The following is a 22262-nucleotide window of genomic DNA, read 5'->3' on the forward strand; positions in this document are numbered from 1 at the left end:
ATTCTCCTGTACGCCGGGTTCGTGCAGGTCGGACGGCGATGTGGCCGGCTGCTGGGCGGCGAGGGCCTGGGCGACGTGGCCCTGGGACGGCCAGCGGGGCGGGTCCGCCGGGGGCGCCGCGACGGTCGCCTGCTTCGGGACGTAGAGCGCCTGGGCGGGCGCGGGCTCGGGTTCGTCCGCCTCCCACTGCTCGGTGACGGTCGGGTCGATCTGCTTCGGGACCGGCGGGTGCGGCTCGCCGGGCTGCTCCGCGGGCAGGTCGCGCGGGCCGGGGGCCGCGGGCTGATGGCGTACGGGATGGGTGGGGGGAGTGGTCGCGGGGGTGCGGGCGATCCCCGGGGTCTTGGGCCGCGCGGCCGGGTCCTCGGCGGCCGGGCCGGTGGAGCGCTGCACCCGCCCGCACACGTGGCGGCCGGAGGGGGCGGCACCGGCGAGGCGGGCGACCTGCTGGGCCAGGGGATGGTCGGCGGGGAGGTGCCGGGCGCACAGCTCCTGGGCGCGGGTGAGGTGGGCGGTGGCGTCGGCGGTGCGGCCGCACTCGCGTTCCATGGCGCCGAGGCGGGCCAGCATCTTGATGCCCGGCGCGGAGGCCTCGCCGTGCTGCCGGGTGTGGCGCATCCAGGCGTCGTGCAGGCGGTTGCGGGCGGTCGTGCACTGGCCGGCGGCGTGCTCGGCAGTGGCCAGGTCGGCCTCGGCGGCGAGGACGCGGCCGGAGAGCGGACCGTCGCGTTCGGTCAGCCGGGCGACCAGGTCACGGTAGAGCGGGACGGCCCGGCCGTGACTGCCGACCCGGTGCAGGACGGCGGCGTGGGTGGCCGCCGCGGCGATGGTGCGCTCGTCCGCCGGGCCGTGCAGGTGTTCCTCGGCGGCATGGGCGAAACCGGCCCACGTCTGTGCCCCGTGGGCGTCGCCGAGGGCGACGAGAATGCGTGCTTGCAGGGCCGCGGCGAGGGCAAGATCCGGCGTGGCACGATGCGGATCGGACTCCGCCGGATCCAGCGCGCCGGCCAGGACGTCCCGTGCGCCGGTGAGGTCACCTTCGGCGGTGAGCGTCTGCGCCCGGGCGGTGGCTTCGATGAGGGCAGGGGGCACGTGCCCCATAGTGCTTGCTCAGCCACGGTCGGTACAAGTCCCGCGCTGCGTCGCACATGATGAGAAGGGGACAGCCGGGTGGCCGAGGTGGGTGCCGGCCGGTCCGCACGGTAGAACTCAGGGATGACTTCCGACAGCCTCGCCGCCGTCAAACGCGAGATCCTCGTGCGGCACCTGGAGACCTGGGTACCCACGGCCCTCCACCGGGGACGCCGGGCCGCCTATGTGCACGGACACGCCGACGCGGCGCCGGAGCTGGCCGAGGCGGCGCTGGGAGTCTTCACCGAGCAGTCCGACCTGGTCCGGGGCCGCGAGCTCACCATGATCGCCCTCGGTCGCGAGGTGCCACGGCTTCCCGAGCCGCCCTCGGCCGCGGGACTGATCCTGCACGCGATCGGCGGCGGCACGGAGGAGCGGCTGGGAGTGGCGCTGAAGGCGGGCGGGGCGGTGCGCGTACCCCTGCTGGGTTTTGTGGACGCGAGCGCGACGGTGCCGCCCGCAGCGGCCACGATGGCGGCCCTGGCCGGGGGAAAGCCGGCGGAGGCCCTGGTCGTGCTGCCCGCGGGCGCGTCGGCGGCGGACTTCCGCGCGGTGCTGCACGACGCCGGGTTCCCGCTGGTCGCGGCGGTCGAGCTGGCGACGTCCGAGGAGCCCGGACAGACCATGGTGTACGCCACCACGCTCGGCAAGAGCCTCGAATCCTTCAAGGACCTGCTGTGGGCCGTGGACGAGTTCGCCGGGGTGCGTTACCGCGACCCGGAGGACCCGGAGCGGCACCTGATGGACATCTCGCTCACCCCGCACCCGGGTCCCCTGCGCCGGGAGCTGCTGCGCCACCTCGAGTCGCACGGGGCGGCGACGGTGACGGAGCTGCGGACGTTCGCGCTGACCGAGACGGTGTACCGGGCGGCCGACGCCACACGGGTGCTGCACGCCCTGATCGACGCCGGGGCCGTGACACGGGAGCCGGCACACGGGCGGCTCGGGGGCGACGTGGTGATCAGCGCGGGGTGACCGCCGCCCTGGTCCCGGCCTCTCCGGGGGCTGCCTGTGGTTCTGCTGCCGGCAGGCCGACGGCTCCGGGGCGGGGGAGGGTGCCGCCGGAGCCGTCGTGGTCGTGCCGGTGCCGGTCAGGAGCGGGACGAGGACTTGTCCTGCTTCCACGACAGCGGGCCGGGGAGATCGACGCGGTGGGCCTTGGCCTTGGAGTTCCAGGACCAGCGACCGATCTTGATCGTCCAGGAGGAGAGGCCGTTCTGCGTGAAGTTCAGGATCAGCGGACCGAACTTCTTACGGCTACGGAACATGATGGCCATCGGGGGATCCTTCCGGGAATCGCCAGTTGTCCTCGCAATTCCCGGTGTCCGATTTTCTGAAACGCGTTCGGACGCGGGCGCGCGCCCTGCCTTGTCCTCCGGCTCGCGCTCGCGCCCTGCCTTGCCCTCCGGCTCGCGCTCGCGCCGTGCCCTCCGGCTCGCGCTCTCGGCGCGCCGTGACTCGCGCCCTCGGCCCGCGCTCGCGCTTTCGATGCGCGCTCACGCCTTGTTGCTTGCTCGCGCTTTTGATCCGCGCTGGCGCTTTCGATCCGCGCTGCTGACCCCGGGCCGGCGCCATGCTTCGCCCGGCCGCTCGCGATCGTGGCGCCGGGCGGGCGGTCAGCGGGGCTGCCAGGCGTCCGGGCGGGTCGTGAGCTTGCGGACGTGCGCCGGCATGCGCCCGCTGAGCAGCTCGGCGAGGCTGACCTCGTCGACGACCTCACGCACGGCGGAGCGGACGGCGACCCACAGGTTGGGCAGGTTCTCGGCCGCGCCGGTGTAGCGGGTCTCCTCCGGGCGCAGGCCGCGGACCCCGGCGAGGGGGCCGTCGACGGCGCGCAGGATCTGGCCGATCGTCACGTCGCGGGGTGGCTGTGACAATGTGTAGCCACCCTCGGCGCCCCGCTGGGCGCGCACGACGCCGGCGCGGCGCAGATCGGCCAGGACCGCCTCGAGGAACTTCCGGGGCATGTCCTGGTCCTGGGCGATGGCCTGGGCGGACATCAGGGCCGGGTAGGCGTGGGCCAGGCTCAGCGCCGCCCGCACTGCGTAGTCGCCACGCGCGGAGATCTGCACCACCCCATTCTGCCCCGTCCATGCTCGTCCGCCTCGCGCACCCCGGGAAAGATGGGAATTCGGGCATCACACAGAGTGAATGACTGTCACCCTTGCGTGGCTGCCGGGCCGGCCGGGCCGCGCGGCGCCGGGCTGATCACTCCCGGGACAGGCGCTGCGTGGGGATGCGGGTGCCCAGCTCGGGCGCGTGTCCGTCGGCGGGACCGGACGGTCCGGCCGCGGGGCTCACCGGGGCGGGCGGCATGCCCGCCGCGGCCGCTGCCCGGAAGGCGCCGGGGCTCGCGCCGACCTCCCGGTGGAAGAACCGGCCGAAGTTCGTCGGCTCCCCGAAGCCCAGCCGCCGCCCGATTTCCGCGACCGACAGGTCGGTGCACGCGAGCAGCCGCCGCGCCTCGAGCGCGACCCGATCGTCGACGACCTGCTTCGCCGTACGCCCGGTGACCGCCAGGCTCGCCCGCGTGAGCGTCCGCACCGAGCAGCCGATCCGCGCCGCGTAGTCCTCGACCCGGCGGCTCTGCTGGTGGCCGTCCTCGAGGTCGCGCCGGAACTGGGCGAACGTGCGCCCCTCCGACGTCGACACGGCCGCGGGCCCGTCCGCCGAGGTCAGCAACGCGATCCGGAGCAGCAGCACGGCGAGCTGGTGCCGCAGGAGGCCGGCCGCGACCGGGCCCGAGGTGTGCCGGGAGCAGTCGACGCCGAGCTGCGCGACCTCGGTGATGACCGCGTCCTCGTCCTCGCCGGCCAGCTGCCAGCGGGCGGGACCCGGCAGGTCGTCGACGGCGATGCCCGCCACCTCGGCCGACGACAGCAGGCCCGGGTCCCAGGTGACGAGCGACGCGTCGAGGCCCGGGTCGGCGCCGAAGCGGACGGCCTGGCCCGGGCGCACCCAGAGCAGCGTGCCCGGGCGGCAGGTGTGGTGGGCGAAGTCGACCTCGACGCTGCCCCGGCCGGCGGTGGTCAGCGCGAGGAGGTGATAGGGCAGGCGCCGGGGTTGCGGCGGCCCGGCGGCCAGGTCCGTCGAGGACAGCGTGCAGGTGCCGACGCCCGCCCACTGGGGGGCGGGTGCGGGCCTGCTGAGGCGCTGCGCTGTGGTGACCATCGAGGCGACGGTATCGGGCCTTGACCTGGGATGCACGCCCGGATCTCCAGGTCGGCGGAGTTCCGACAGACAATCCGGATAGCAGCGCATTCCGGAGGACAAAAACGACTTCTCTTTCGTACGTAAAAAGAGCGACCCGCGTGGACCGGCAGTATCCACGCGGGTCGCCCCGTAAATCCCTTTGTCCCGGCTCCGATCGGCGGGCGCCGGCCGGACCCGATCGACGGGGGTTATTCAGGCTTTCCCGGGCCGGCAACCGGTCCGGGGGTCGCGCCGAACAATCCTCGTTACGGTCAGCGACCGGCGAGCAGCCGGTTGACCGCAGCGTCCACGTCCAGATGATCGGACTCCCGGCCCCGCGGCACCACCACATAGGTGCGCCGGAGGAACCGGACGAGGACACTGCGCGGCACTTCGAACAGGGCGTTGCCGTCAGGAGACGACAGCGCCAGGGCCACGAAGTCGCCCCGCGGCGTGGTCCACGGCCACACCCGGACGTCTCCGATGCCCGCCGGCTCATCGAGCCCGGTCACGAGCAGTTCCCGCGCGAAGGACCAGCTCACGGCTTCCCCACCGGCTGATTCTGCGTGGAACAAAACGTGGACCGCATACGGGTCGGCTGGGTCGTACCGCAGACTGGCACGCACGGGCAGGGCCGTGGCATCAGGCGCTACGAGCCGCAGCGAGGTTTCGACCTCGACGGTCGTTGGACGAATGGTACTCATGGACGAACTCCCCCCGGCACCGCTGCGAGGCTGGTGAACCCCGCGTTTCCCATACTCAGGTGATCCTTGTCATTACGCTCCGCCATACGCTGATCTCACCCAGTAGTGGGAAGACGGATCCGATTTGGCCTCAGGGGAAGCCGTGAAACGGTATCTTGCCGCGCTTTGCCCAAGTACTCGGTTCCGCCCGGCGTCGGGTGGTTCAGCAGTTGACTCACTCCGGTAACGTCCATTTCCCCCGGGTAGTGACGGGGGGAAGGAACACTGGGGGATGAAATGAGCGGGAACCCGAGATCTTTGCCGTGAAAGTGAACGAGATGTCCCAATCCGACCCCTCGTCCGATTCGTCCGCCACCGCCGCCGGGGCCACCCCGGCCGCGCACGCAGCCGCCTCACCTGCGGTTTCGTCGGCGCGCAGCGAAACGGAGGCGCACCATCACTCTCCGCACTCGCCGCTGGGCGTCCTCGACCGCATCCGCGCCACCCCCGGCGGCCGCCTCGCCCTCAAGATCGGCGTAGGCGTCCTCGGCACGATCGTCGTCGTCGCGGGCATCATCATGATCCCGTTCCCCGGCCCCGGCTGGGCCGTGGTGATCCTCGGCCTCGCCATCTGGTCCGTCGAGTTCGCCTGGGCCAAGCGCCTCCTGCACTTCACCCGCAAACACGTCAACGCCTGGACCCAATGGGTCCTGAAGCAGTCCCTCGCCATGCGCGCCCTGATCGGCCTCGTCGGCTTCCTCTTCATCAGCGCGGTGGTGTGGGCCTCGGTCTACCTGTCCCTCGGCATCAACCTCTACACCGTGATCATGGACTTCCTGACCGGTAAGTAGAGCCCCGGCGCGGCGCGGAAGCCGGACTCGCCGACCCTGGTTCGCGCACCGGGGCGGGCGTCCGGTAGAGTTCCAATCCGTTGAGGGCGATTAGCTCAGCGGGAGAGCGCTCCGTTCACACCGGAGAGGTCACTGGTTCGATCCCAGTATCGCCCACGCGTCAGCGGTGGACTGTGCTCACGGAAAGCGTGAGCCGGGCTGCCGCTTTTTCATTGCTCGGCCTTCGGCCTTCGCGGGGCGGGGGCTTCGCCACCCGCGCCCCCGCTGCCGGGCTCCCTCTCGGTGGGTGGTTGCGGGGAAGGTGCACCCCGGCGCCCCGGAACCCCTGCGGCCCGGGACCCCGGTGGCCCGGTGGCCCGGCGCCCCGGAGCGCTTTGCAGGCTGTGCCCGGTTACCAGTGGCCGCCTGCGTTGAGTCATCGGGCGTGCTCGCCTCCCTGTCGGTGATGAGGACAGCGCGAAAGTGCGGCACTGTCTACGCTGCACCTGCTCCGGCTGATCCGCCGGAGAAGGCGGGGAGGAAAATTGAAGAGCAAGAATCCGGCCCGGCGGATGCTCGCCGGGCTCGCGGCGGTGGGCGTGACCGCCGTCGTGGCAGCGCCGGCGCCGGCGCAGGCCGCCGCGGTGCGCCCGCTGGCCGCCGGCGCGACGACGGAGGTCACCGGCGCGCCGGGCAGTGTCGTCGCGTTGCCGCTGTCGGCGACCAACACGGACACGGTCGCGGTGGACGGTGCCGTGGCCTCGTTCGGCTTCCTGTCCGGCTTCCGGACCGACAGCCGCTTCTCGAACTGCGCCTATGACGTCGCCGGCAACGTGGGCGCGTGCGAGTTCGACCAGGTGCTGGAGCCGGGCAAGACCTACGGGGTGGCGCTGCCCGTGCGGGTGCCCGCCGACGCGTACGCGCCGGGGGAACTCAACGCCCGCTTCGAGTGGATGACCAGCGCCTCCTACGCCGCGATCGGCGGCGACCTGTCCTGGACCCGGGGCGACGGCGAGACGCTGCGGCTGGTCGAGACGGCTCCCGCGGGCGCGCGCGCCGGCATCGCGTGGCAGTACGTCGACATCCAGGTCACCGGTGCGCAGGGCGCCGACCTGGTCGCCATGGGCGCCAAGGTTTCCGGTGGCGTCGGGGACGTGGTGCAGCTCAAGGCCGGTGTGCGCAACAACGGCCCAGCGACCATCGACTGGACCATGACCCACGTGTCACCGGCCGCGGTGTTCGTGACCATCCCGCCCGGCACGTCGGTCGACACCGCGCCGGCGCAGTGCTCCGCCGTCAGCGCGAAGCTGTACGAGTGTGAGGGGCCGGTCAAGTTCGGCGTCGGCACCGCGTACACCTTCGCCTTCGGTCTGAAGATCGACCAGGTGATCCCGGGCGCGACCGGCTCGGTCGAGGTCAACCCGGCCTGCCAGTGCCAGCGCTTCGCCGACGACCTCGACAAGTCCAACGACACCGCCGAGCTCGTGGTCAACCCGCTGCCGACCGGTCCGGGGCAGAAGGACACCAACCCGCCGGTCGTCACGTCCACCGGGCTGACCGACGGCCAGTGGCTCGGACGCTACGCCAAGGTCGTCCCGGCCGTCTCCGACGACGTCGCCGTGACCAAGGTGCAGGTGCTGGTCGACGGCGTGGTCACCGAGACGTACGAGGACCGCACCTGGCTGCCGGAGGTCTGGGTGGTGCCGCCCACCGACCTGCACATGCGGCAGGCGAAGGTGACCATCCGGGCCTTCGACGCGGCGGGCAACAGCGGCGAGCGCACGACCCCGGTGACCGTCGACGTGCTCAGCCCCGACGCGACCATCACCCCGGCCGCCGGCACCACGCTCAGCGGCACGGTCACGTTCCGCGCCACGAACGTGTCCGCCGACACCGCCCGGGTCGAGCTGCTCGACCCGTCCGGCAAGGTGGTCGCACGCACCACCGCGGCACCCTGGACGATGACCTGGAACACCCGCGGCTACGACGGCAATCAGGCCATGGCGGTCCACGTCATCGACCGCGCCGACAACGCCCGGTTCTTCCTGGGCAATTACCGGGTGGACAACGCCGGCCCGGTCGTCACGTCGATCACCCCGGCAAACCGAGCACTGGTACGCGGTTCGGTGCGCACCACCGTCAAAGCCTCGGACCCCAGCGGCGTGAAATCCGCCGTGGTCACCGGGGGCAAGGCGACCTCGACGCCGCTGACGTGGACGGTGACGCCCAAGGCTCAGGGCGCGTACACGATCGAATGGAAGGTCACCGACAAGCTCGGCAACGTCACCGTCGCCCGGCGGGTCGTGGTCAACGACACGGTTGCGCCGGCCCTGAAGTTCCTCAAGGCGCCGAAGAACAACGCGAAGCTGACCAAGAAGACTTCCATCACCGCGTCGGCGACCGACAAGAACGGCGTCTCCCAGGTGCAGCTGCTGGTCAACGGCAAGGTGGTGGCCACCGACGCCAAGGCCGGTTACAGCTTCACGCTCGACCCCAAGAAGTACGGCAAGAAGTTCTCCGTGCAGCTGCGGGCCTACGACAAGGCGGGCAACGTCAAGACGCTCGCCAAGCGCACCTACCGCCGCTGACGCCTTCCGCTCACGAACACGTCCACCGGGTCACCCCGTCGTTCTGGTGGCCGCCGAGCGCGCGCCCGTCATCGCTGATCGAGGTGATGACGGGCGCGCTCGAATGCCGTGACCAGCCAGCCTCCGGCGCGCTGCATGGTCTCCGCCGCGGTTGGGGTATGTACAGCGTGCGCCAGCCGACGCTGCTGCGGCTTGTCCTGGGTGGAAGCCGACGCAAAGGTCGTGCCGCCCGTCTCCACCACCGCCCTGGCCGCGTTCTGGCTGCCCGAGCGATGGCGGCCTGCATCCGCCTGTCTGGCCGCGTGATCAAGATCCGTTCGGCCCTGGGTGCTTGACACGGCGCTTGCTGAAGAAGGTGGGACCGAACTGGGTGCACGACAGCTGGCGCGGCTGCGCGGGCTGCGGGTGATCGCCCAGGCGGACGCGGGCGACGAGAAGCTCGTGCGCGACGCCGGCGCGGAGCTGTTCGTGGCCCGCGACGAGGACCTGGTGCCGGCGGTGCGGCGGCTGATCCCCGGCGGGGTCGACGGCGCCGTCGACGCGGCGAATCTGGCCGCAGGGGCGGCCGACGCCGTCCGGCACGGCGGCGCGTTCGTCTCGCTGCTCCATTCCGCGCCGCAGGCCCGTCGCCAGGTCCGCATGGCGAACCTGGCCTGGTACACCGACGCCGAGCGGCTGGCAAAGCTGGCGGCGTACGCCGGCGCCGGCCTGATCAGCCTCCGCGTCGCCCGGACCTACCCGCTGGAGCGGGTCGGGGACGCCCACGAGGCGCTCGCGGGCGGCGGGCTCCGCGGCCGGATCGTCCTCGTGCCCTGACCGCGAGCCGGTTGTGGCGGCCGTCGCCGAGGGTGGCGTCGCGATTTTCTGTGACGGTGGGTGGCCATGCTTACGGCTCTCGGTGGATCACGTGCTCCGCCCGACGGGCTGCCTCCCATGAATCCGGCTTGGCGGGCCAGGTACGACCGGGCGCGGCCAGACGGTGCGGGCCTTGGCGGTGCGGGTGAGCAGGAAGAGCAGGTTGCCGGTCTGCGGGGTGACGGCGAGGTGGGCTCGGCGGGTGGCGGCGGCGAACTCGGGGGAGCCTGGGCAGCGGTGGGCGGGGCCTGGCGGGGCTGCGGCGCCGGGTCGAGGCGGTCGGCGGCCGGTTCGCCGCGGGCCCGCGGACCGGCGGAGGTTTTCAGGTCTCCGCGCGGCTGCCGATCGGGGAGGCCCGGTGATCCGGGTGGTGCTGGCGGACGACGAGCATCTGGTGCGGATGGGCCTGCGGGTGCTCGTCGACCGCGAGGACGACCTGACCGTCGCCGGCGAGGCCGCGTCCGGGCAGGACACGCTGAGCGTCCTGCGCCGGACGCACCCGGACGTGCTGCTGCTCGACGTCCGGATGCCCGGGATGGACGGCCTGGCGACGCTGCGGGCGATCGCCGCCGACCCCGGCCTCGGCGGCACCCGGGTGATCATGGTGACCACGTTCGAGATCGACCGGTACATCTTCGAGGCCCTGCGGGCGGGTGCGGCCGGCTTCGTGCTGAAGGACACCGCCCCGGCCGACCTGGTACGGGCGATCCGCGTCGTCGCGGCCGGCGAGGCACTGCTCTCACCGTCGGTGACCCGCCGGGTGATGTCGCTGTTCAGCCAGCCCGGGGGCAGCGTGACCGGCATCGACACGCTGACCGACCGGGAGCGGGAGATCGTGGCCTGGGTCGCCACCGGTCACACCAACGAGCAGATCGCCCGCGAGCTCTCGCTGAGCCCCGCCACCGTACGCACCCACGCCGGCCGCGCGATGGTGAAGCTGAACGCCCGCACGCGGGCTCAGCTCGTCGTCGCAGGCGTCCGCGCCGGCTTGACGGTAGATCCCTGACTAGTGTGGTGAGCCGTTGACGTGTTCCTCCCAGGGGTCGCTCGGCGGTCCCAGCGGCCGGCGGGGCGTGGGGACCGTTGTCTCGTCGGTGGGGGACCTGCGTGGCCGGTGCGGTGGGGTGTAGAGCTTCTGGAAGAGGGCGTCGACCGAGGTACGGGTGTCGGCGCGGCGTCTCGCCCGGATGGCGCGGTCGCCCGCCTCGAGTTCCTCGACCCCGGCGCGGCGGCGTTGTTCGAAGCTCTTCTCCTGGAACGCCACGGCCTTGGTGCGCATCGCCGCGTTCGCGAGCAGCTGCTCGGCGACGATGTGGTCGTACTGGGTGGCGCCGCCGATGGCCTTGACCAGCAGCGGCATGCAGTCGATGGCGATCAGCAGCAGCCGCAGCAGCCAGTGGGCCGCGAAGACGACCGGTTCCTTCTCGGCGAGCCGATCGAGCGCGGCCATCTCCTCCAGCAGCCCGACATCCTTCTGGCCGGCCTCCTTCGCCGCCACCTTCTTCTCGATCGCGCCCGCCACCTGGCCCGCGTAGCCGTCGGCGGCGTTTTTGATCGTGGTGTCGAGCGCGACGATCTGGGTGTTGAGCCGGGCCAGCTCTCCCTGCTTGGACTCCAGACCGTTCACCCTCCGGTACGTCTGAACGTCCGCACGCAGCTGACGGCAGTTCGGGCCCTCGCCGCGACGGCCGGTCAGCCCGCGCCCGGAGTTGCCGCTGCACTCGTCGCGGGCCAGCGCCTGCAGTTCATCGATTGTGCCGTTGATCCGGTCGACCGAGGCCTGCACGGCGTCGCGTTGGGCCTTCAGCCGGTCCTGCTGGTCCCGGGCCGACTGCGGGGAACTCGGCAGACTCAGCTGATAGCCGGCGCAGCCGGCGGCCGATCCGCGCTCACCGGACGCCGGGTTGCACAGCGTCCACCTGCTTTCCACTTCGTCCAGCTCCGTCTGCCGGCCGGCCAGCACCTCCTTGGTGATCGCGGGCTGGAAGACCCACAGGACGAGCGGTTCGGCGATCGCCGCGCCCATCAGGATCGAGATGATGAGCCGGGGGAAGAAGACGCCCCACTTCGCCCAGCCCAGCACGCCGTGCGTGCTGGCGACCAGCCAGCCGTCGAAGGTCATCACCAGCAGGGCCCAGATCGCGACGACCGGCAGCAGCAGGATCCAGGGCGCGTCGGCGATCTTGTGCAGGGCGGCGAAGAGGGACAACGCGGCGAGCACGCCGGTGTTGAAGACGATCAGGCCGAGCCGGGTGTAGCGGGGCCGTTCCTCCGGCACCCAGTCGAGCAGCTCCTCGCGGACGCCGGCCATGATCCGGACGGTCCGGGCGGGGCCGCGGTCCGGTGGGACCGGCCGCCCCGGCTTGGCGCGGTCGAAGACGGCCGACCACTCGTCCGGCCCGGTCACGAGTCACGCTCCGGCTGGTCGCCCGGAGCGGCGCCGCTCTCCCCGCCGGCGGCCGGTGCGGGCTGATCCGGCAGCTGACCGGGCTCGTTGCCCGCGAGCACCGGCATGCCGTTGTTGTCCAGCCGCAGGATCTCGGCGATGTCCATCGAGCTGGTGTCCAGCAGGCCCCGGTCGACCGCCGACTTACCGAGGTCGATCCGGGCCTGATAGACCTGCCGCTGCAGGTTCTCGTTCGCGCGGCGGGCGGCGATCTCGTCGGCGTGCTCGCGCTGCCGCCGCTCCTCCTCTTCCCGCTTGGCGATCAGCTTGTCGTGCCGGTCCCACATCATCGCCAGGCTCTCCCGCTCGCGCGTGTTCTCGCGCTCGAGCCGGGCCTCCTCGGCCTGCCGGTTCGCCTCCGCCTGCCGGGCCGCCAGCTCGGCCCGCTTCACCTCGCGGTCGAACTCGAGCTGGTCGCGTCGCTCGCCCGCCTCGTTCCGCTGCCGGTCCCGCTCGATCTCGTGCTGGTGATCGGCCCTGTCCCGGTCGAGCTTCGCCTGGTGGTCGGTCATCTCCTGAATGCCGCGCGCCAGCTCGGCAGCGGTCATGTTCCCGGAGAGGTAGGACAGCTGCAGAGCGCGCACCGGGTCGTCGAGGAGCTCGGCGTTGGCCCGCAGAGCGGTCAGCCGGTACTCCTCGGTCATGCCCATGCGGGCCAGCTCGGCCTCCAGCTCCAGCCGGCGTGCCGCGATGGCATCGCGGCGCTCCTCGTCCCGGGCGGCCCGGCTGATGCGCGCGGCCCGGATCGAGTGCACCTGTTCCTCGTCCTCCCTGAGGTGGCGGTAGCGCCGGTCGGCGTCGTCGTAGTCCTGGTCGTTCGCCTGCGCCGACCGCCGCAGCTCGTGCTCGTTCTCCTGTTTCGTCCGGCTGATGCCGTGCTCGGTGTGCTGCTTGTGGCCGCGCAGCTCCCCGTCCAGGTCGACACGCTCGTTCTCCAGGTCGTGCCAGTCGCGCATCTGGCGCCGGGCGTCGGCCTTCGCCTTCTCCTCGGCCGGGGTGCGGACCTCGACGCTCGCCATCGTCACGCTCATGCCGGCGATCTCCGGCTCGCACACCGTCGCGTACGCGCTCAGCTGCGCGTTGATGTATCGCCGGGCCTCGTTGACGTCGGCGATCGGGAAGCCGATGCCCATCTGGCTGTAGCCGTGGTGGTTCTTGAGATACGTCAGCAGGATCGTGCCCGGATCGGTGATGCCGCCCTGCACCACCTCCACCGGCTCGTCGACCGAGCAGGCGAAGGTGACGACGACGGTGAAGAAGGAGTGGTCCCGGGAGGGGATGGTCAGCTCGACCTCGACGGGCGTCTGCCGGCCCAGATCCACCACCGTCACCTGGGACGCGTTGATCACCTTGTCGTCGCGCGGGCCGAGGTTCATGTTGTCGACGACGTAGCGGTTGCCCACCTTGTACACCAGGACGAAGTGCCCTTCGCGGGGCCGCGGGACGTCGTGCCGGGTCCGGGGGCCGATGCCCCACAGGCCGGTCCGGGACGGCCGGTGCAGCTCGCGCATCTCGACGATCGGGTACGGCCGGGTGGTGGTCGGGGTCATGAGTCCTCCGCTCGGGTCTGAGCGTGAATCCGGGCGATCGCTTCGATGAAAAGGTGTGCCAGGGAGGCTGCCCGCTGGGGGTTCCGCTGCCGTTTGCGCCCGTCGATCACCGCGAAGTCGGCGAGGAACCGCCGCTCCTCGGCCGGCGTCAGCACGGTGGCGAGGGCGCCGGTCACGGCCCGGGCCATCTCGTCGCGCTGCGGGCTGGCCAGCATGCCGTCCCAGATCGCGCCGAGCGCGGCCACCCGGTAGCGCAGGTTGGCGAGCACGCCGGCCCACAGCCGGCCGACGCGTCCGGACAGCTCGGGCTGGGCGAGCAGGAGGTCGAAGACGACCAGCCGGCCGGTGCGCTCGTCCCGCAGGCTCAGCAGGAAGAGGGTGGTGCTCAGCACGCGGTCGACGACCTTCACGTCGGGCCGCCGCTGATCGGGCCGCGGCAGGTGGCTGATCAGCATGTCGAGCAGCGGCACCGGGTCGCCGTCCAGTTCGAGCAGGGTCTGCAGCAGCCCGCCCGGAGCGGTGAAGGCGATGTCCTGCAGCACGTCGTCCTGCGCGATCAGCTGCCACAGGCGGCGGGCGGCGTCGGCCGGGTAGCGCGCGCCGAGTTCCTCCATCAGCGCGCTGCCGGCGATCATGCGATGGGACCGCGGCGCGGTAGGGGACACCCATTCGACGGCGATCTGCAACGCCATCGGCGCGAGGGCCTCGTCCAGCGACATCAGCCGGAGGATCAGGCTGGCGCAGGCGAGACCGTCGTCGCCCGCCTCGCCGGCGGCGAACGGCACGAGGTAGGAGTCGATCGCCTCCTCCGCGTTCGCCTCGGCCAGCAGGACGATGCCCTGCGCCACCTGCACGAGCTGTTCGTCGCCGAGGTCGCCGTCCTCGACCATCTCGTGCAGCCACGACTGCACCGCGTTCCAGAACGGGACCGCCTGCGTACGCCAGAGCGCCCGGATCACCTGGGCGCGATGCGAGGGCGACCGGAACACCAGGCTCTGCCGCGGAATGCCGGCCTGGGTCACCCGTTCCTCGGCGATCAGGGAACTGCGGTGGCGCCGCCGGCTGAGCGCCCGTTTCACCGCGCGTTCCTTCTCCTCGTCGGTGCGCTCGGCGGCCGGCAGGTGCGCCTCGGTGGCGCTCTCCAGCTGCGTCACCATCGACTCGAAGGCTCTCGGCCCGGCGCTGCCCGCGAAGCCGAGGGCCGCGATCTCGATGAAGTCGACCCACTCGCGGTCCGGGTCGTGGAACCACTCCTCGACGTCGGCGGTCGCGGTCAGGTCGAAGACGCCGAGCGCCGCGTCCGCACCGGAACCGTCGAGCAGCCGGCGACCGAAGGCGACGATGTCGGTCGGCGTCCAGTCCGCAGGGATCCGCTCGCGGACGTCGGCGGGGACCGTGTCGGCGGATTCGCCCAGCACGGCCCGCAGCAGCTTTCCCAGGTCCGGTCGTTGCCACGGGAGCGCATCCGCGTACGCCGGGGCACCCGTCGTGGTGATGACGAGGAAGGCGCCGGCCGTGCGGACCGCGGAGCACACGGCGTTCCAGCGGAACTGCGCCTCCGGCCCGCTCTCCCGGGCGGTGTGCTCCGGGACGTAGTAGCCGCGGCCCCATTCGTACTCGCAGGTGTGCAGTTCCTCGAGAGTGGTCGTGGGGGAGATGGGCAGCACGTCGCCCGGCACCATTTCGCGGAGCAGGGCCAGCGCGCCGGTGTACCGCCCCAGCCCGCGGCGGCCCTCGATCACCACGACGCCTGACTCCCGGAGGTGGTCCACCGCCGTGCCGTATCCGGGCGGTGGCACGTAACGGCGCAGCGCGGCGTCGACTTCCGCCGCGTTCTGCAGGGCGGTGACGACCCGGCGGGCGACTCCGAAGTCGACGTTGCCGGCGTACAGGTTCCCGATCTTGAAGTTCTGCAGCGGCGCCGGCTTGCCGGCCGGCGCGTCCTCGGTCTTCTTGGCAGTCTCCGCCTCGGTCTGCGTCATGCGTCGCTCCCGTAGCTGATCCCGAAGTTGATCCGCTCGGCGCGGACCGGCCCCTCGAAGGTCTGGGTGAACTGCGGGCCGGGACCGGGCGGCGTGGCCGTCCCGGCCCGGGCGGCCTTGCCCGGCTCCGGCGCGGGCTGCGTGCTCACCCCGGGCTCGGGCCGCAGGTCGACCTCGTGCACGTCGTGGCCGGGCAGGTGCAGCCAGGCCCGGCGGTGGAACTCCTTGTTCACGATCTCGACCTCGCGCAGCTGCTCCGGCCGCAGCTCGGTGTGGCCCTGCGCGACCGAGTCGCGGTAGATCGTCTCGGAGAGCACCACGGCCAGCTGCGCGCCGGTGCGCCGCAGTGCCAGGCGGACGGGGGCGCCGTCCACCATCCGGCTCACCTCGACCGCGCCCTGGCCCGGGAAGCCGAGCCGGCCGATGCTCACCACGCCGAAGTGGACGGCCAGCCGCACGCGGAGCCGATCACCCGGCGCCACCCGGCCGTTGCCGCGGCTCAGGACGCTCGCGATCGCCTGGGTGTAGCCGTCCACCACCGATCGCTCCCGCACCGAGCCGGGCAGGACGGCCAGCTCGCCGTCGCCGGCCGGCTGGGTGTGCCAGAGCGCCCGGTCGAGACCCGCGGCGAGGGCCGCCTCGTCGAGGACATCGCCCAGCGTCGCCTGGATCTCCGCCTGCCGGATGTCGTTGCTCGCCCCGTAGCCGGTCGCGTCCACCCGCACCAGCAGGTGGCGGTCGTAATCGCCGTCGAGATCCAATTGCCGGGCCCTTTCTCGTCCGTCGTGGGAGTCCGGCGTGAGTGCGCGCGGATGCCGGGATCAAGATTCCGGATCATGGCGCAATCCGCGTCGCCGAACCGCTCCGGTGACATGTTTCTGAAGGACGAGGGTAGGTATGCGCGACAGGGACGACCACGCCCTTACTGCTCTGCTTGTGCGCCGTTTCGTGCCGTTACGCCAGCCGCGGAGCCGGGCGAAATGACTGATCGTCCACTGGGTTCTGTGCCGGAAATCGGTCCGGGAAAGGCTTGATGAGCACCATTCACATCGGCCGGCGCGGGTGCCGTACAAAAGCGAGCGCGGCGCCCCCGGAGGGACGCCGCGCTCGTGGTGTTCGGTGGAAAGCGGTCAGCGGGTGCCGGCGAGGGTGGACGGCATCGGCGGGCCGCTCACCGGGGGACGCTGGGCTTCGGCGGCGGTGGCGCGCAGGGTGGTGGCGCTGTCGTCGTCGAGGGGCTCGCGGAAGGGCTGGTACTCGCCCTGGCAGAGCTTGCCCTTGGCGGGCAGGGTGCCCTTGAGCAGGTACGTGTCGATCGCGCCCGTGGCGCAGGCCGACGTGCCGTACGAGGTGTGGCCCCAGTTGGTGCTCGACAGCAGGCGGCTGTTGGGCAGGCGCTTGCTGGCCGAGACGGCGTCGGTGTAGGCGGTGGCCGGGTCCCACTGGGTGCCGACGAGCAGCACCGGCGCGGCGGTCTTGCGGGTCCACGGCCCGGTGTACGCGTCCTCGTCGCGGACGGTCCACGTGTTGCGGGCGCACTGGGCGGTGCCCCAGCCCCAGGCGCGGCCGAAGTACGGGGCGCGCTTGTCGGCCTTGACCATGAGGGCGGGCCAGGAGGCGGCGTCCTTGGGGTGCAGGCCGTCGGTGCAGTCGACCCCGGCGAAGGTCTCGAAGCCGTTGTCGTACGGGAAGTCGCGGCCCTGCTGCTTGGCCTGGTTGCCGCGGATCCGCTCGATCAGCCCGGCGCGCGCGGTCGCCTTGGCGGCCTTCGAGGAGGAGCTCAGCAGCGTCTGGATGTACGCGGCGTCCTGCGTGACGTAGTCGCCGGCCGCGACGTCGTACAGGTCGCCGAGAATGCCGCCCACGAAGTCGGCGTACGTGATGGTGAAGGTCCCGAGCTCGTCGCTGACGACCAGCGGCTTCTTGCGGAGCTGCTGGGCGATCGTCTCGAAGTTCTTGACCGGGTCACCGGCCGCGAAGGCGCAGTACTTCTCGCCGGCCTTGTCGCAGCGCTTCAGGATCTCGCGGAGCGCCTTGTACGCCCCGTCGGCCGACTTGAGCCGCTCGTCCTGCTCCTGGTTCGCGGTCTTCTTGGTGCCGACCCAGTGCTCCGGGTCGAGGACGCCGTCCACCACGATCGCGCGGAAGCGGTCGGGGAACATGTTGGCGTAGTACTGGCCGATCGCGGTGCCGTAGCTGAAGCCCAGGAAGCTGAGCTTCTTGTCGCCGACCGCCCGGCGCAGGACGTCCATGTCCCGGACGACCTCGGCGGTCGACATGGCACCGGACAGCGGCTTGCCGGTCGTCGAGCACGCCTTGCCGAGCTTCTTGGCGCCGGCGACGTACTTGGCCTCCTCGGTCTTGCCCACGGGGAAGGCGACGTTCATCTGGCTGAGGACCGCGGTCTGGTCCTTGACCGACGCGAAGCACTTGAGGTTGGCGCTGTTCGCGACGCCGCGCGGGTCGACGCCCACGATGTCGAAGCGCTGCAGCAGCGCGGGGCTCAGGAAGTTCGGCGCCGCGAGCGCGATGCTCGTGCCGGAGCCGCCGGGGCCACCGGGGTTGAGGAACAGGCTGCCGACCTTGTGCTTCTGGTCCTTCGCCTTGATCCGGACGAGGGCGATCTCGGTCTTCGCGCCCTTGGGCTGGTCGTAGTCGAGCGGCAGCTTCGTGGTCGCGCACTCGGCGTAGTCGTAGCACTTGTACCAGCCGAGCTTCGGCGTCGGCACGCTGTCGACCCGCTTGCGCTCCAGCGCGCTGGTCTTGTCGGTCTTGGTGGCCGCAGCCGCCGGCGCCGCGAGCCCCGTGACCAGAACGCCGGCGATCAGCCCGGCACTCAGGAGGCGCCTTCCGAGACGTGGCATTCAACAACCCTTCCGTGGCAGTTCCGCGGCGCCGCCCGCCGCGGCCCCGGATAGTGCCAGACGCACGCCACACATTTGCATTAATGGCTGTCAGGGCAGCTGCGGCAGGACCTCGCTCGCCAGCAGATCGAGGTGGTCGAGGTCGGCGAGGTCGCGATGGCGGACGTAGACGCGGGTCGCGCCCAGGGCCGCGTACGCCGAGATCGCCTCGGCGACCTCGGCGGGCGAGCCGGCGATGACGGGCTCGGGCGGCAGATAGCTCGGCTGCGTCAGCACCTCGCGGCGGCGCCTGACCTCCGCGTCGGTGCGGCCGCACGCGACGGCCACGCCCACCGACAGGACCAGCGGCGATCCCGTACGCCCGAGCCGTTCGCACGTCTCGCGAACGCGCGCGAACAGCAGCGCCGTCTGCTCGGGCGGCGTGAACGGCGCGTTGTACTCGTGGGCGTACCGGGCGGCCAGCTCGGGTGTGCGCCGGGCTCCGCGGCCGCCGACGATCACGGGCGGGCCGCCGGGCTGGACGGGCCTGGGCAGCGCGGGCGCCTCGGCGAGCTGATAGTGCTTGCCCGCGTACGTGAAGGGGCCCGGCGCCGACCACAGGCCGGTGACGACGGCGAGCTGTTCCTCGAGACGGTCGAAGCGCTCGCGCGGGGTGGCGAACGGGATGCCCCACGCGGCGTGCTCCTTGCCGAACCAGCCCGCGCCGAGCCCGACGTCGAGGCGCCCGCCGCTCATGGCGTCGACCTGCGCGGCGCTGATCGCGGTCACCGACGGGTGGCGGAAGGTCGCCGCGGCGAGCAGGACGCCGAGCCGGATGGTGCTCGTCTCGCGGGCGAGCGCCCCCAGCGTCACCCACGTGTCGGTCGGGCCGGGCAGGCCGTCGGACGGGTGCATCGGCAGGTAGTGGTCGGCGCGGAAGAACCCCTCGAAGCCGGCGGCCTCGGCGTGCCGGGCGGCGCGCAGCTGCTCGTCATACGTGGCGCCGCGGTGCGGTTCGGTGTAAATGCTCACACGCATGGCCCTGGACGGTAGCGTACGCTTCCCGGTACGGACGTCCTATATGGAGGGTCGAGTGCGGAAGCTGGCGGGAATCGTGGCCGCGATCGCGGTGGTGGCGACGGCGGGATGCGGCGGCTCGGACGACGACGGCGCGGCCGGGGCGGCGAAGGTGCGCTATCTGACCGCGTTCAACGCGTTCGGCCGGGAGGCGTACGCCTTCGTGGCGCTGGAGAAGGGCTACTTCCGCGAGCAGGGCCTCGACGTCGACATCGCCATCGGCGCCGGCTCGGGGGAGAACATGGCCGCCCTCGCCGGCGGCGCCGCGGACTTCGCGCCGGTGGACTCGACCGGCTATCTGCTCACCAAGGCGACCGGGAAGGTCTCGGGCATCACGGCGGTCTCGGCCGTGCAGCAGAAGTCGATGGTCGGCATCATGACGCTCGACGGCACCGGCATCACCGAGCCCAAGCACCTCGAGGGCAAGGTGCTCGGCGACCAGGAGGGCGCGACCACGACCATCCTGTTCCCCACCTACGCCAAGCTCGCGAAGATCGACCCGGCCAAGGTCGAGATCCAGCCGATCAGCTCCGGTGAGCTGCCCGGCGCCCTCGCCGCCGGCAAGGTCGACGCCATCGGGCAGTTCGTGGTCGGCAAGCCGCTGATCGAGAAGGCGGCGGGCGGCAGGACCGCGGTGTCGCTGCCGTTCAGCGACGTCCTCACCGACCTGTACGGCCACTTCCTGCTCACCTCGGACAAGCTCGCCACCGGGCAGCCCGAGCTGACGCGCAAGTTCACCACGGCACTGCTGCAGGGCCTCGACTACGCGCTGACCCACCCCGCCGAGGCGGGACAGATCCTCAACAAGGCGCAGCCCGAGACCGACGCGCGGGTCGCCGCCGCGGAGCTGGAGATCATGGCGGCGTACGCCCGGGGATCTGCCGCCACGCTGGGGGCGATCGACGAGGCGCGCGTGCAGCGGGTCCTCGCCACGCTCGAGGGAGCCGGCGCGATCCCGGCGGGCAAGAAGCCGGCGGACTTCCTCGCGCCGGCCCCGCGGTGAGGGTGCGCGCGGTCGCCCTGCCGCTGGTCACCCTCGCCGTGCTCGTCACGGCCTGGTCGGTGCTGATCCGCCTGTACGACGTCCCGCCGCAAGTGGTGCCGTCCCCCGAGCACGTCGGCTCCGAGTTCCTCCGGCTGCCCGACTATCTCGTCCGCCAGTCCTGGTACACCCTGCGCGAGGTGTGGGCCGGCTTCGCCATCGCCGTGGCGATCGGGGTGACCCTCGGGCTGGGCATCGCGTCGACGTGGTGGATCGACCAGGCCGTGTCGCCCGTGCTCGTCGGCTTCAACGCCATCCCGAAGATCGCCGTCGGCCCGATGCTGGTGATGTGGTTCGGCTTCGGCATGGCCCCGAAGATCTTCGTCGTCGTGCTGCTCTGCTTCTTCCCGATCGTGCTGTCCACCGTCGCCGGCCTGCGCGCCACGCCCGTCGAGCTGGTGGAGCTCGCCCGTTCCCTGGACGCCTCGACGATCCAGACCTTCCTGCGCGTACGCGTCCCCTGGGCCCTTCCGCAGTTCTTTACCGGCCTCAAGCTCGCCATCTCCCTCGCCTTCGTCGGCGCCGTGGTCGGCGAGTTCATCGGCGGCGGCCGCGACGGCATCGGCTACGTCATCGTCTCGTCCAAGGCGCAGATCCAGACCGGCCTCGCCTTCGCCGGCATCGTCCTGCTGGCCGTGATGAGCATCGCGTCCTACTACCTGATCGTCGCCCTCGAACGCCTCCTCCTCCCCTGGGCCCGCGCCACCACCTCCTGACCCGCGACCGGGTCGGCGCTAGTTCTGTACAATTATTACAGGACGTACGCCGGGAAGGAGGAGAGCGTGACGCCATACGGACCGGTGCTGCGGCATCGGGCAGTGCGCCGGCTGCTGCCGGGCTTCGCCGCGTCGGCGCTCGGGGACGGGATGAGCGCCGTCGCGGTCAGCTGGCTCGCCCTCGAGCTGGCGCCGGTCGGGAACCGCGGGATGTGGGTGGCGCTCGCCGTGACCGCTTACACGTTCCCGGGCGCGGTGGGCACCTTCGTGTTCGCGCGCCTGCTGCGGCATCGCTCCGGTGCGCAGCTGGTGACCTGGGACGCCACGCTGCGGGCGGTGACGCTGGGAGCGATCCCGGTGGCCGCCGCGCTCGGGATGCTGCCGCTCGGCCTCTATGTGGCGCTGCTCGCCGTTTCGTCGCTGCTGCACTCGTGGGGCTCGTCGGGCATGTACACGCTGCTGGCCGAGGAGCTGCCCGAGCGCGACCACGTCGCCGGCAACGCGCTGCTGTCGATGCTGGCCCAGGTCGGCGTGCTGGCAGGTCCGCTGCTCGCCGGCCTGGTGATCGGCCGGTACGGCGCCTCGTGGGTGCTCGCCGCCGACGCGGCCAGCTTCGCCGTGCTCGCGGTGGCGTGCCGGGGGCTGGGAGGATCCCGTTCCTCTCCCGCTCCCGGCGGCGGGAAAGCGGGCTTCCGGGTCCTGCTGACGGACCGGCGGCTGCTCGGGCTGGCCGGGCTGACGTTCTGCTTCTACGCGCTGTACGGGCCGGTGGAGGTCGGCCTGCCGATCCTGGTGTCCGACGTGCAGCACGCGCCCGCGACCGTGCTCGCGTGGTACTTCACGGCGTTCGGGGGCGGCGCGGTCGCGGGCGGACTGCTCGCCGGCTGGCTGCGCGACTGGCCGGCCGGCCCGGTCGTGGCGGGCATCGTCACCGGCGTCGGCGCGGCGTTCCTGCCGCTCGGCTGGGGCGTTCCGGTGGTGGCCGCCGCCGCGTGCATGGGGGTCGCCGGCTTCGTCTACGCGCCGTACAACGCGATCACCCTGGCCGTCTTCCAGCGCTCCGCGCCGCCGGAGGCGCTGGCGCCGGTGCTGGCCGCGCGGCGGACGCTGCTGATCGTGTCCGGCCCGGTCGGGGTGGGTGCCGGGGGAGTGCTGGTCTCGGCGTACGGGGTGGAGCCGGCGTTCCTCGTCACGGGCTGTGGCACGCTGCTCCTCGGCCTCGTGACGGCGGGCGTGGTGGCGACGTCCCGCCGCCGCGCCCCCTCAAAGGTGACCTGATCGTCGCCGCGCCCGCTCAAGGGCGACCTGATCGTCGCCGCGTCGCATC

At 72.1% G+C, this 22262-nt stretch carries 20 protein-coding genes and 1 tRNA gene; 9 read left to right on the forward strand and 12 right to left on the reverse strand.

Translation table 11 applies throughout. The features are described from left to right. On the reverse strand, positions 1-1101 hold a 1101-nt coding region (locus RBH18_RS24715), incomplete at its 3' end, for a fibronectin type III domain-containing protein (RefSeq protein WP_306211825.1). A 114-nt stretch (positions 1102-1215) separates the two neighbouring features. On the opposite strand from RBH18_RS24715, the gene RBH18_RS24720 reads away from it, so the two are divergent. Then, on the forward strand, positions 1216-2106 hold the full coding sequence (locus tag RBH18_RS24720) for a hypothetical protein (protein ID WP_306211827.1): 891 nt from the start codon (positions 1216-1218) through the stop codon (positions 2104-2106). 116 nt (positions 2107-2222) lie between these two features. Here the strand turns inward: RBH18_RS24720 and RBH18_RS24725 are convergent, their stop codons facing one another. From RBH18_RS24725 to RBH18_RS24740, 4 genes are all read right to left on the reverse strand, one after another. Beyond that, entirely contained in the window at positions 2223-2408 is a 186-nt protein-coding gene (locus RBH18_RS24725; protein ID WP_306211829.1) for a DUF4236 domain-containing protein, read from the reverse strand. Between the two features lie 339 nt (positions 2409-2747). Then, the gene (locus tag RBH18_RS24730) at positions 2748-3203 is read right to left on the reverse strand and encodes an RrF2 family transcriptional regulator (RefSeq protein WP_305782390.1); all 456 of its coding nucleotides are present in this window, start codon (positions 3201-3203) and stop codon (positions 2748-2750) included. A gap of 136 nt (positions 3204-3339) precedes the next feature. Then, positions 3340-4302: a helix-turn-helix domain-containing protein gene (locus RBH18_RS24735; RefSeq protein WP_306211832.1), complete on the reverse strand. Its 963-nt coding sequence runs from the start codon at positions 4300-4302 to the stop codon at positions 3340-3342. A gap of 293 nt (positions 4303-4595) precedes the next feature. After that, positions 4596-5027, reverse strand: coding sequence for an SsgA family sporulation/cell division regulator (locus RBH18_RS24740; protein WP_306211834.1), 432 nt, complete (start codon positions 5025-5027; stop codon positions 4596-4598). A gap of 317 nt (positions 5028-5344) precedes the next feature. Here RBH18_RS24740 and RBH18_RS24745 point away from each other — a divergent pair, with 317 nt between their 5' ends. From RBH18_RS24745 to RBH18_RS24755, 3 genes are all read left to right on the forward strand, one after another. Continuing rightward, positions 5345-5857: a TIGR02611 family protein gene (locus tag RBH18_RS24745; protein WP_306211836.1), complete on the forward strand. Its 513-nt coding sequence runs from the start codon at positions 5345-5347 to the stop codon at positions 5855-5857. Positions 5858-5941: 84 nt separating this feature from the next. Then, positions 5942-6013, forward strand: a tRNA-Val gene (locus RBH18_RS24750). Positions 6014-6381: 368 nt separating this feature from the next. Further along, entirely contained in the window at positions 6382-8424 is a 2043-nt protein-coding gene (locus tag RBH18_RS24755) for an Ig-like domain-containing protein (protein ID WP_306211838.1), read from the forward strand. 68 nt (positions 8425-8492) lie between these two features. Here RBH18_RS24755 and RBH18_RS24760 read toward each other — a convergent pair whose 3' ends face one another. Then, positions 8493-8762 (reverse strand): hypothetical protein, encoded by a 270-nt coding sequence (locus RBH18_RS24760; RefSeq protein ID WP_306211841.1) that lies wholly within the window; start codon positions 8760-8762, stop codon positions 8493-8495. On the opposite strand from RBH18_RS24760, the gene RBH18_RS24765 reads away from it, so the two are divergent. Both RBH18_RS24765 and RBH18_RS24770 read left to right on the forward strand, forming a co-directional pair. Beyond that, positions 8752-9240 carry a zinc-binding dehydrogenase gene (locus tag RBH18_RS24765; RefSeq protein WP_306211843.1) on the forward strand — a complete coding sequence of 163 codons (489 nt, stop codon included), beginning with the start codon at positions 8752-8754 and terminating at the stop codon, positions 9238-9240. The two genes, RBH18_RS24760 and RBH18_RS24765, sit on opposite strands and share 11 nt — an antisense overlap. A 397-nt stretch (positions 9241-9637) precedes the next feature. Next, positions 9638-10285: a response regulator gene (locus tag RBH18_RS24770; protein WP_306211845.1), complete on the forward strand. Its 648-nt coding sequence runs from the start codon at positions 9638-9640 to the stop codon at positions 10283-10285. Here the strand turns inward: RBH18_RS24770 and RBH18_RS24775 are convergent, their stop codons facing one another. From RBH18_RS24775 to RBH18_RS24800, 6 genes are all read right to left on the reverse strand, one after another. Further along, positions 10286-11686 (reverse strand): DUF4407 domain-containing protein, encoded by a 1401-nt coding sequence (locus tag RBH18_RS24775; protein WP_306211847.1) that lies wholly within the window; start codon positions 11684-11686, stop codon positions 10286-10288. Then, a complete protein-coding gene (locus RBH18_RS24780) occupies positions 11683-13275 on the reverse strand; it encodes a coiled-coil domain-containing protein (RefSeq protein WP_306211849.1) in 1593 nt (530 codons plus the stop codon). Before RBH18_RS24780 ends, RBH18_RS24775 begins: the two co-directional genes overlap by 4 nt. Further along, positions 13272-15257: a hypothetical protein gene (locus RBH18_RS24785; RefSeq protein WP_306211851.1), complete on the reverse strand. Its 1986-nt coding sequence runs from the start codon at positions 15255-15257 to the stop codon at positions 13272-13274. Before RBH18_RS24785 ends, RBH18_RS24780 begins: the two co-directional genes overlap by 4 nt. Beyond that, positions 15254-16018 (reverse strand): hypothetical protein, encoded by a 765-nt coding sequence (locus tag RBH18_RS24790; RefSeq protein ID WP_306211853.1) that lies wholly within the window; start codon positions 16016-16018, stop codon positions 15254-15256. Before RBH18_RS24790 ends, RBH18_RS24785 begins: the two co-directional genes overlap by 4 nt. 369 nt (positions 16019-16387) lie before the next feature. Continuing rightward, positions 16388-18121 (reverse strand): alpha/beta hydrolase, encoded by a 1734-nt coding sequence (locus RBH18_RS24795; protein WP_306211855.1) that lies wholly within the window; start codon positions 18119-18121, stop codon positions 16388-16390. A gap of 90 nt (positions 18122-18211) precedes the next feature. Beyond that, positions 18212-19138: an LLM class F420-dependent oxidoreductase gene (locus RBH18_RS24800; RefSeq protein WP_306211858.1), complete on the reverse strand. Its 927-nt coding sequence runs from the start codon at positions 19136-19138 to the stop codon at positions 18212-18214. 55 nt (positions 19139-19193) lie between these two features. Here RBH18_RS24800 and RBH18_RS24805 point away from each other — a divergent pair, with 55 nt between their 5' ends. From RBH18_RS24805 to RBH18_RS24815, 3 genes are all read left to right on the forward strand, one after another. Beyond that, the gene (locus RBH18_RS24805) at positions 19194-20180 is read left to right on the forward strand and encodes an ABC transporter substrate-binding protein (protein WP_306211860.1); all 987 of its coding nucleotides are present in this window, start codon (positions 19194-19196) and stop codon (positions 20178-20180) included. Next, positions 20177-20935 (forward strand): ABC transporter permease, encoded by a 759-nt coding sequence (locus tag RBH18_RS24810; RefSeq protein WP_306211862.1) that lies wholly within the window; start codon positions 20177-20179, stop codon positions 20933-20935. The genes RBH18_RS24805 and RBH18_RS24810 overlap by 4 nt, the downstream gene beginning before the upstream one ends. Before the next feature lie 66 nt (positions 20936-21001). Further along, positions 21002-22213 (forward strand): MFS transporter, encoded by a 1212-nt coding sequence (locus RBH18_RS24815; RefSeq protein WP_306211863.1) that lies wholly within the window; start codon positions 21002-21004, stop codon positions 22211-22213. The last annotated feature ends 49 nt before the right edge of the window (positions 22214-22262 follow it).

Origin of the sequence: Actinoplanes oryzae (assembly GCF_030757795.1) — a bacterium.
GTDB lineage: Bacteria > Actinomycetota > Actinomycetes > Mycobacteriales > Micromonosporaceae > Actinoplanes.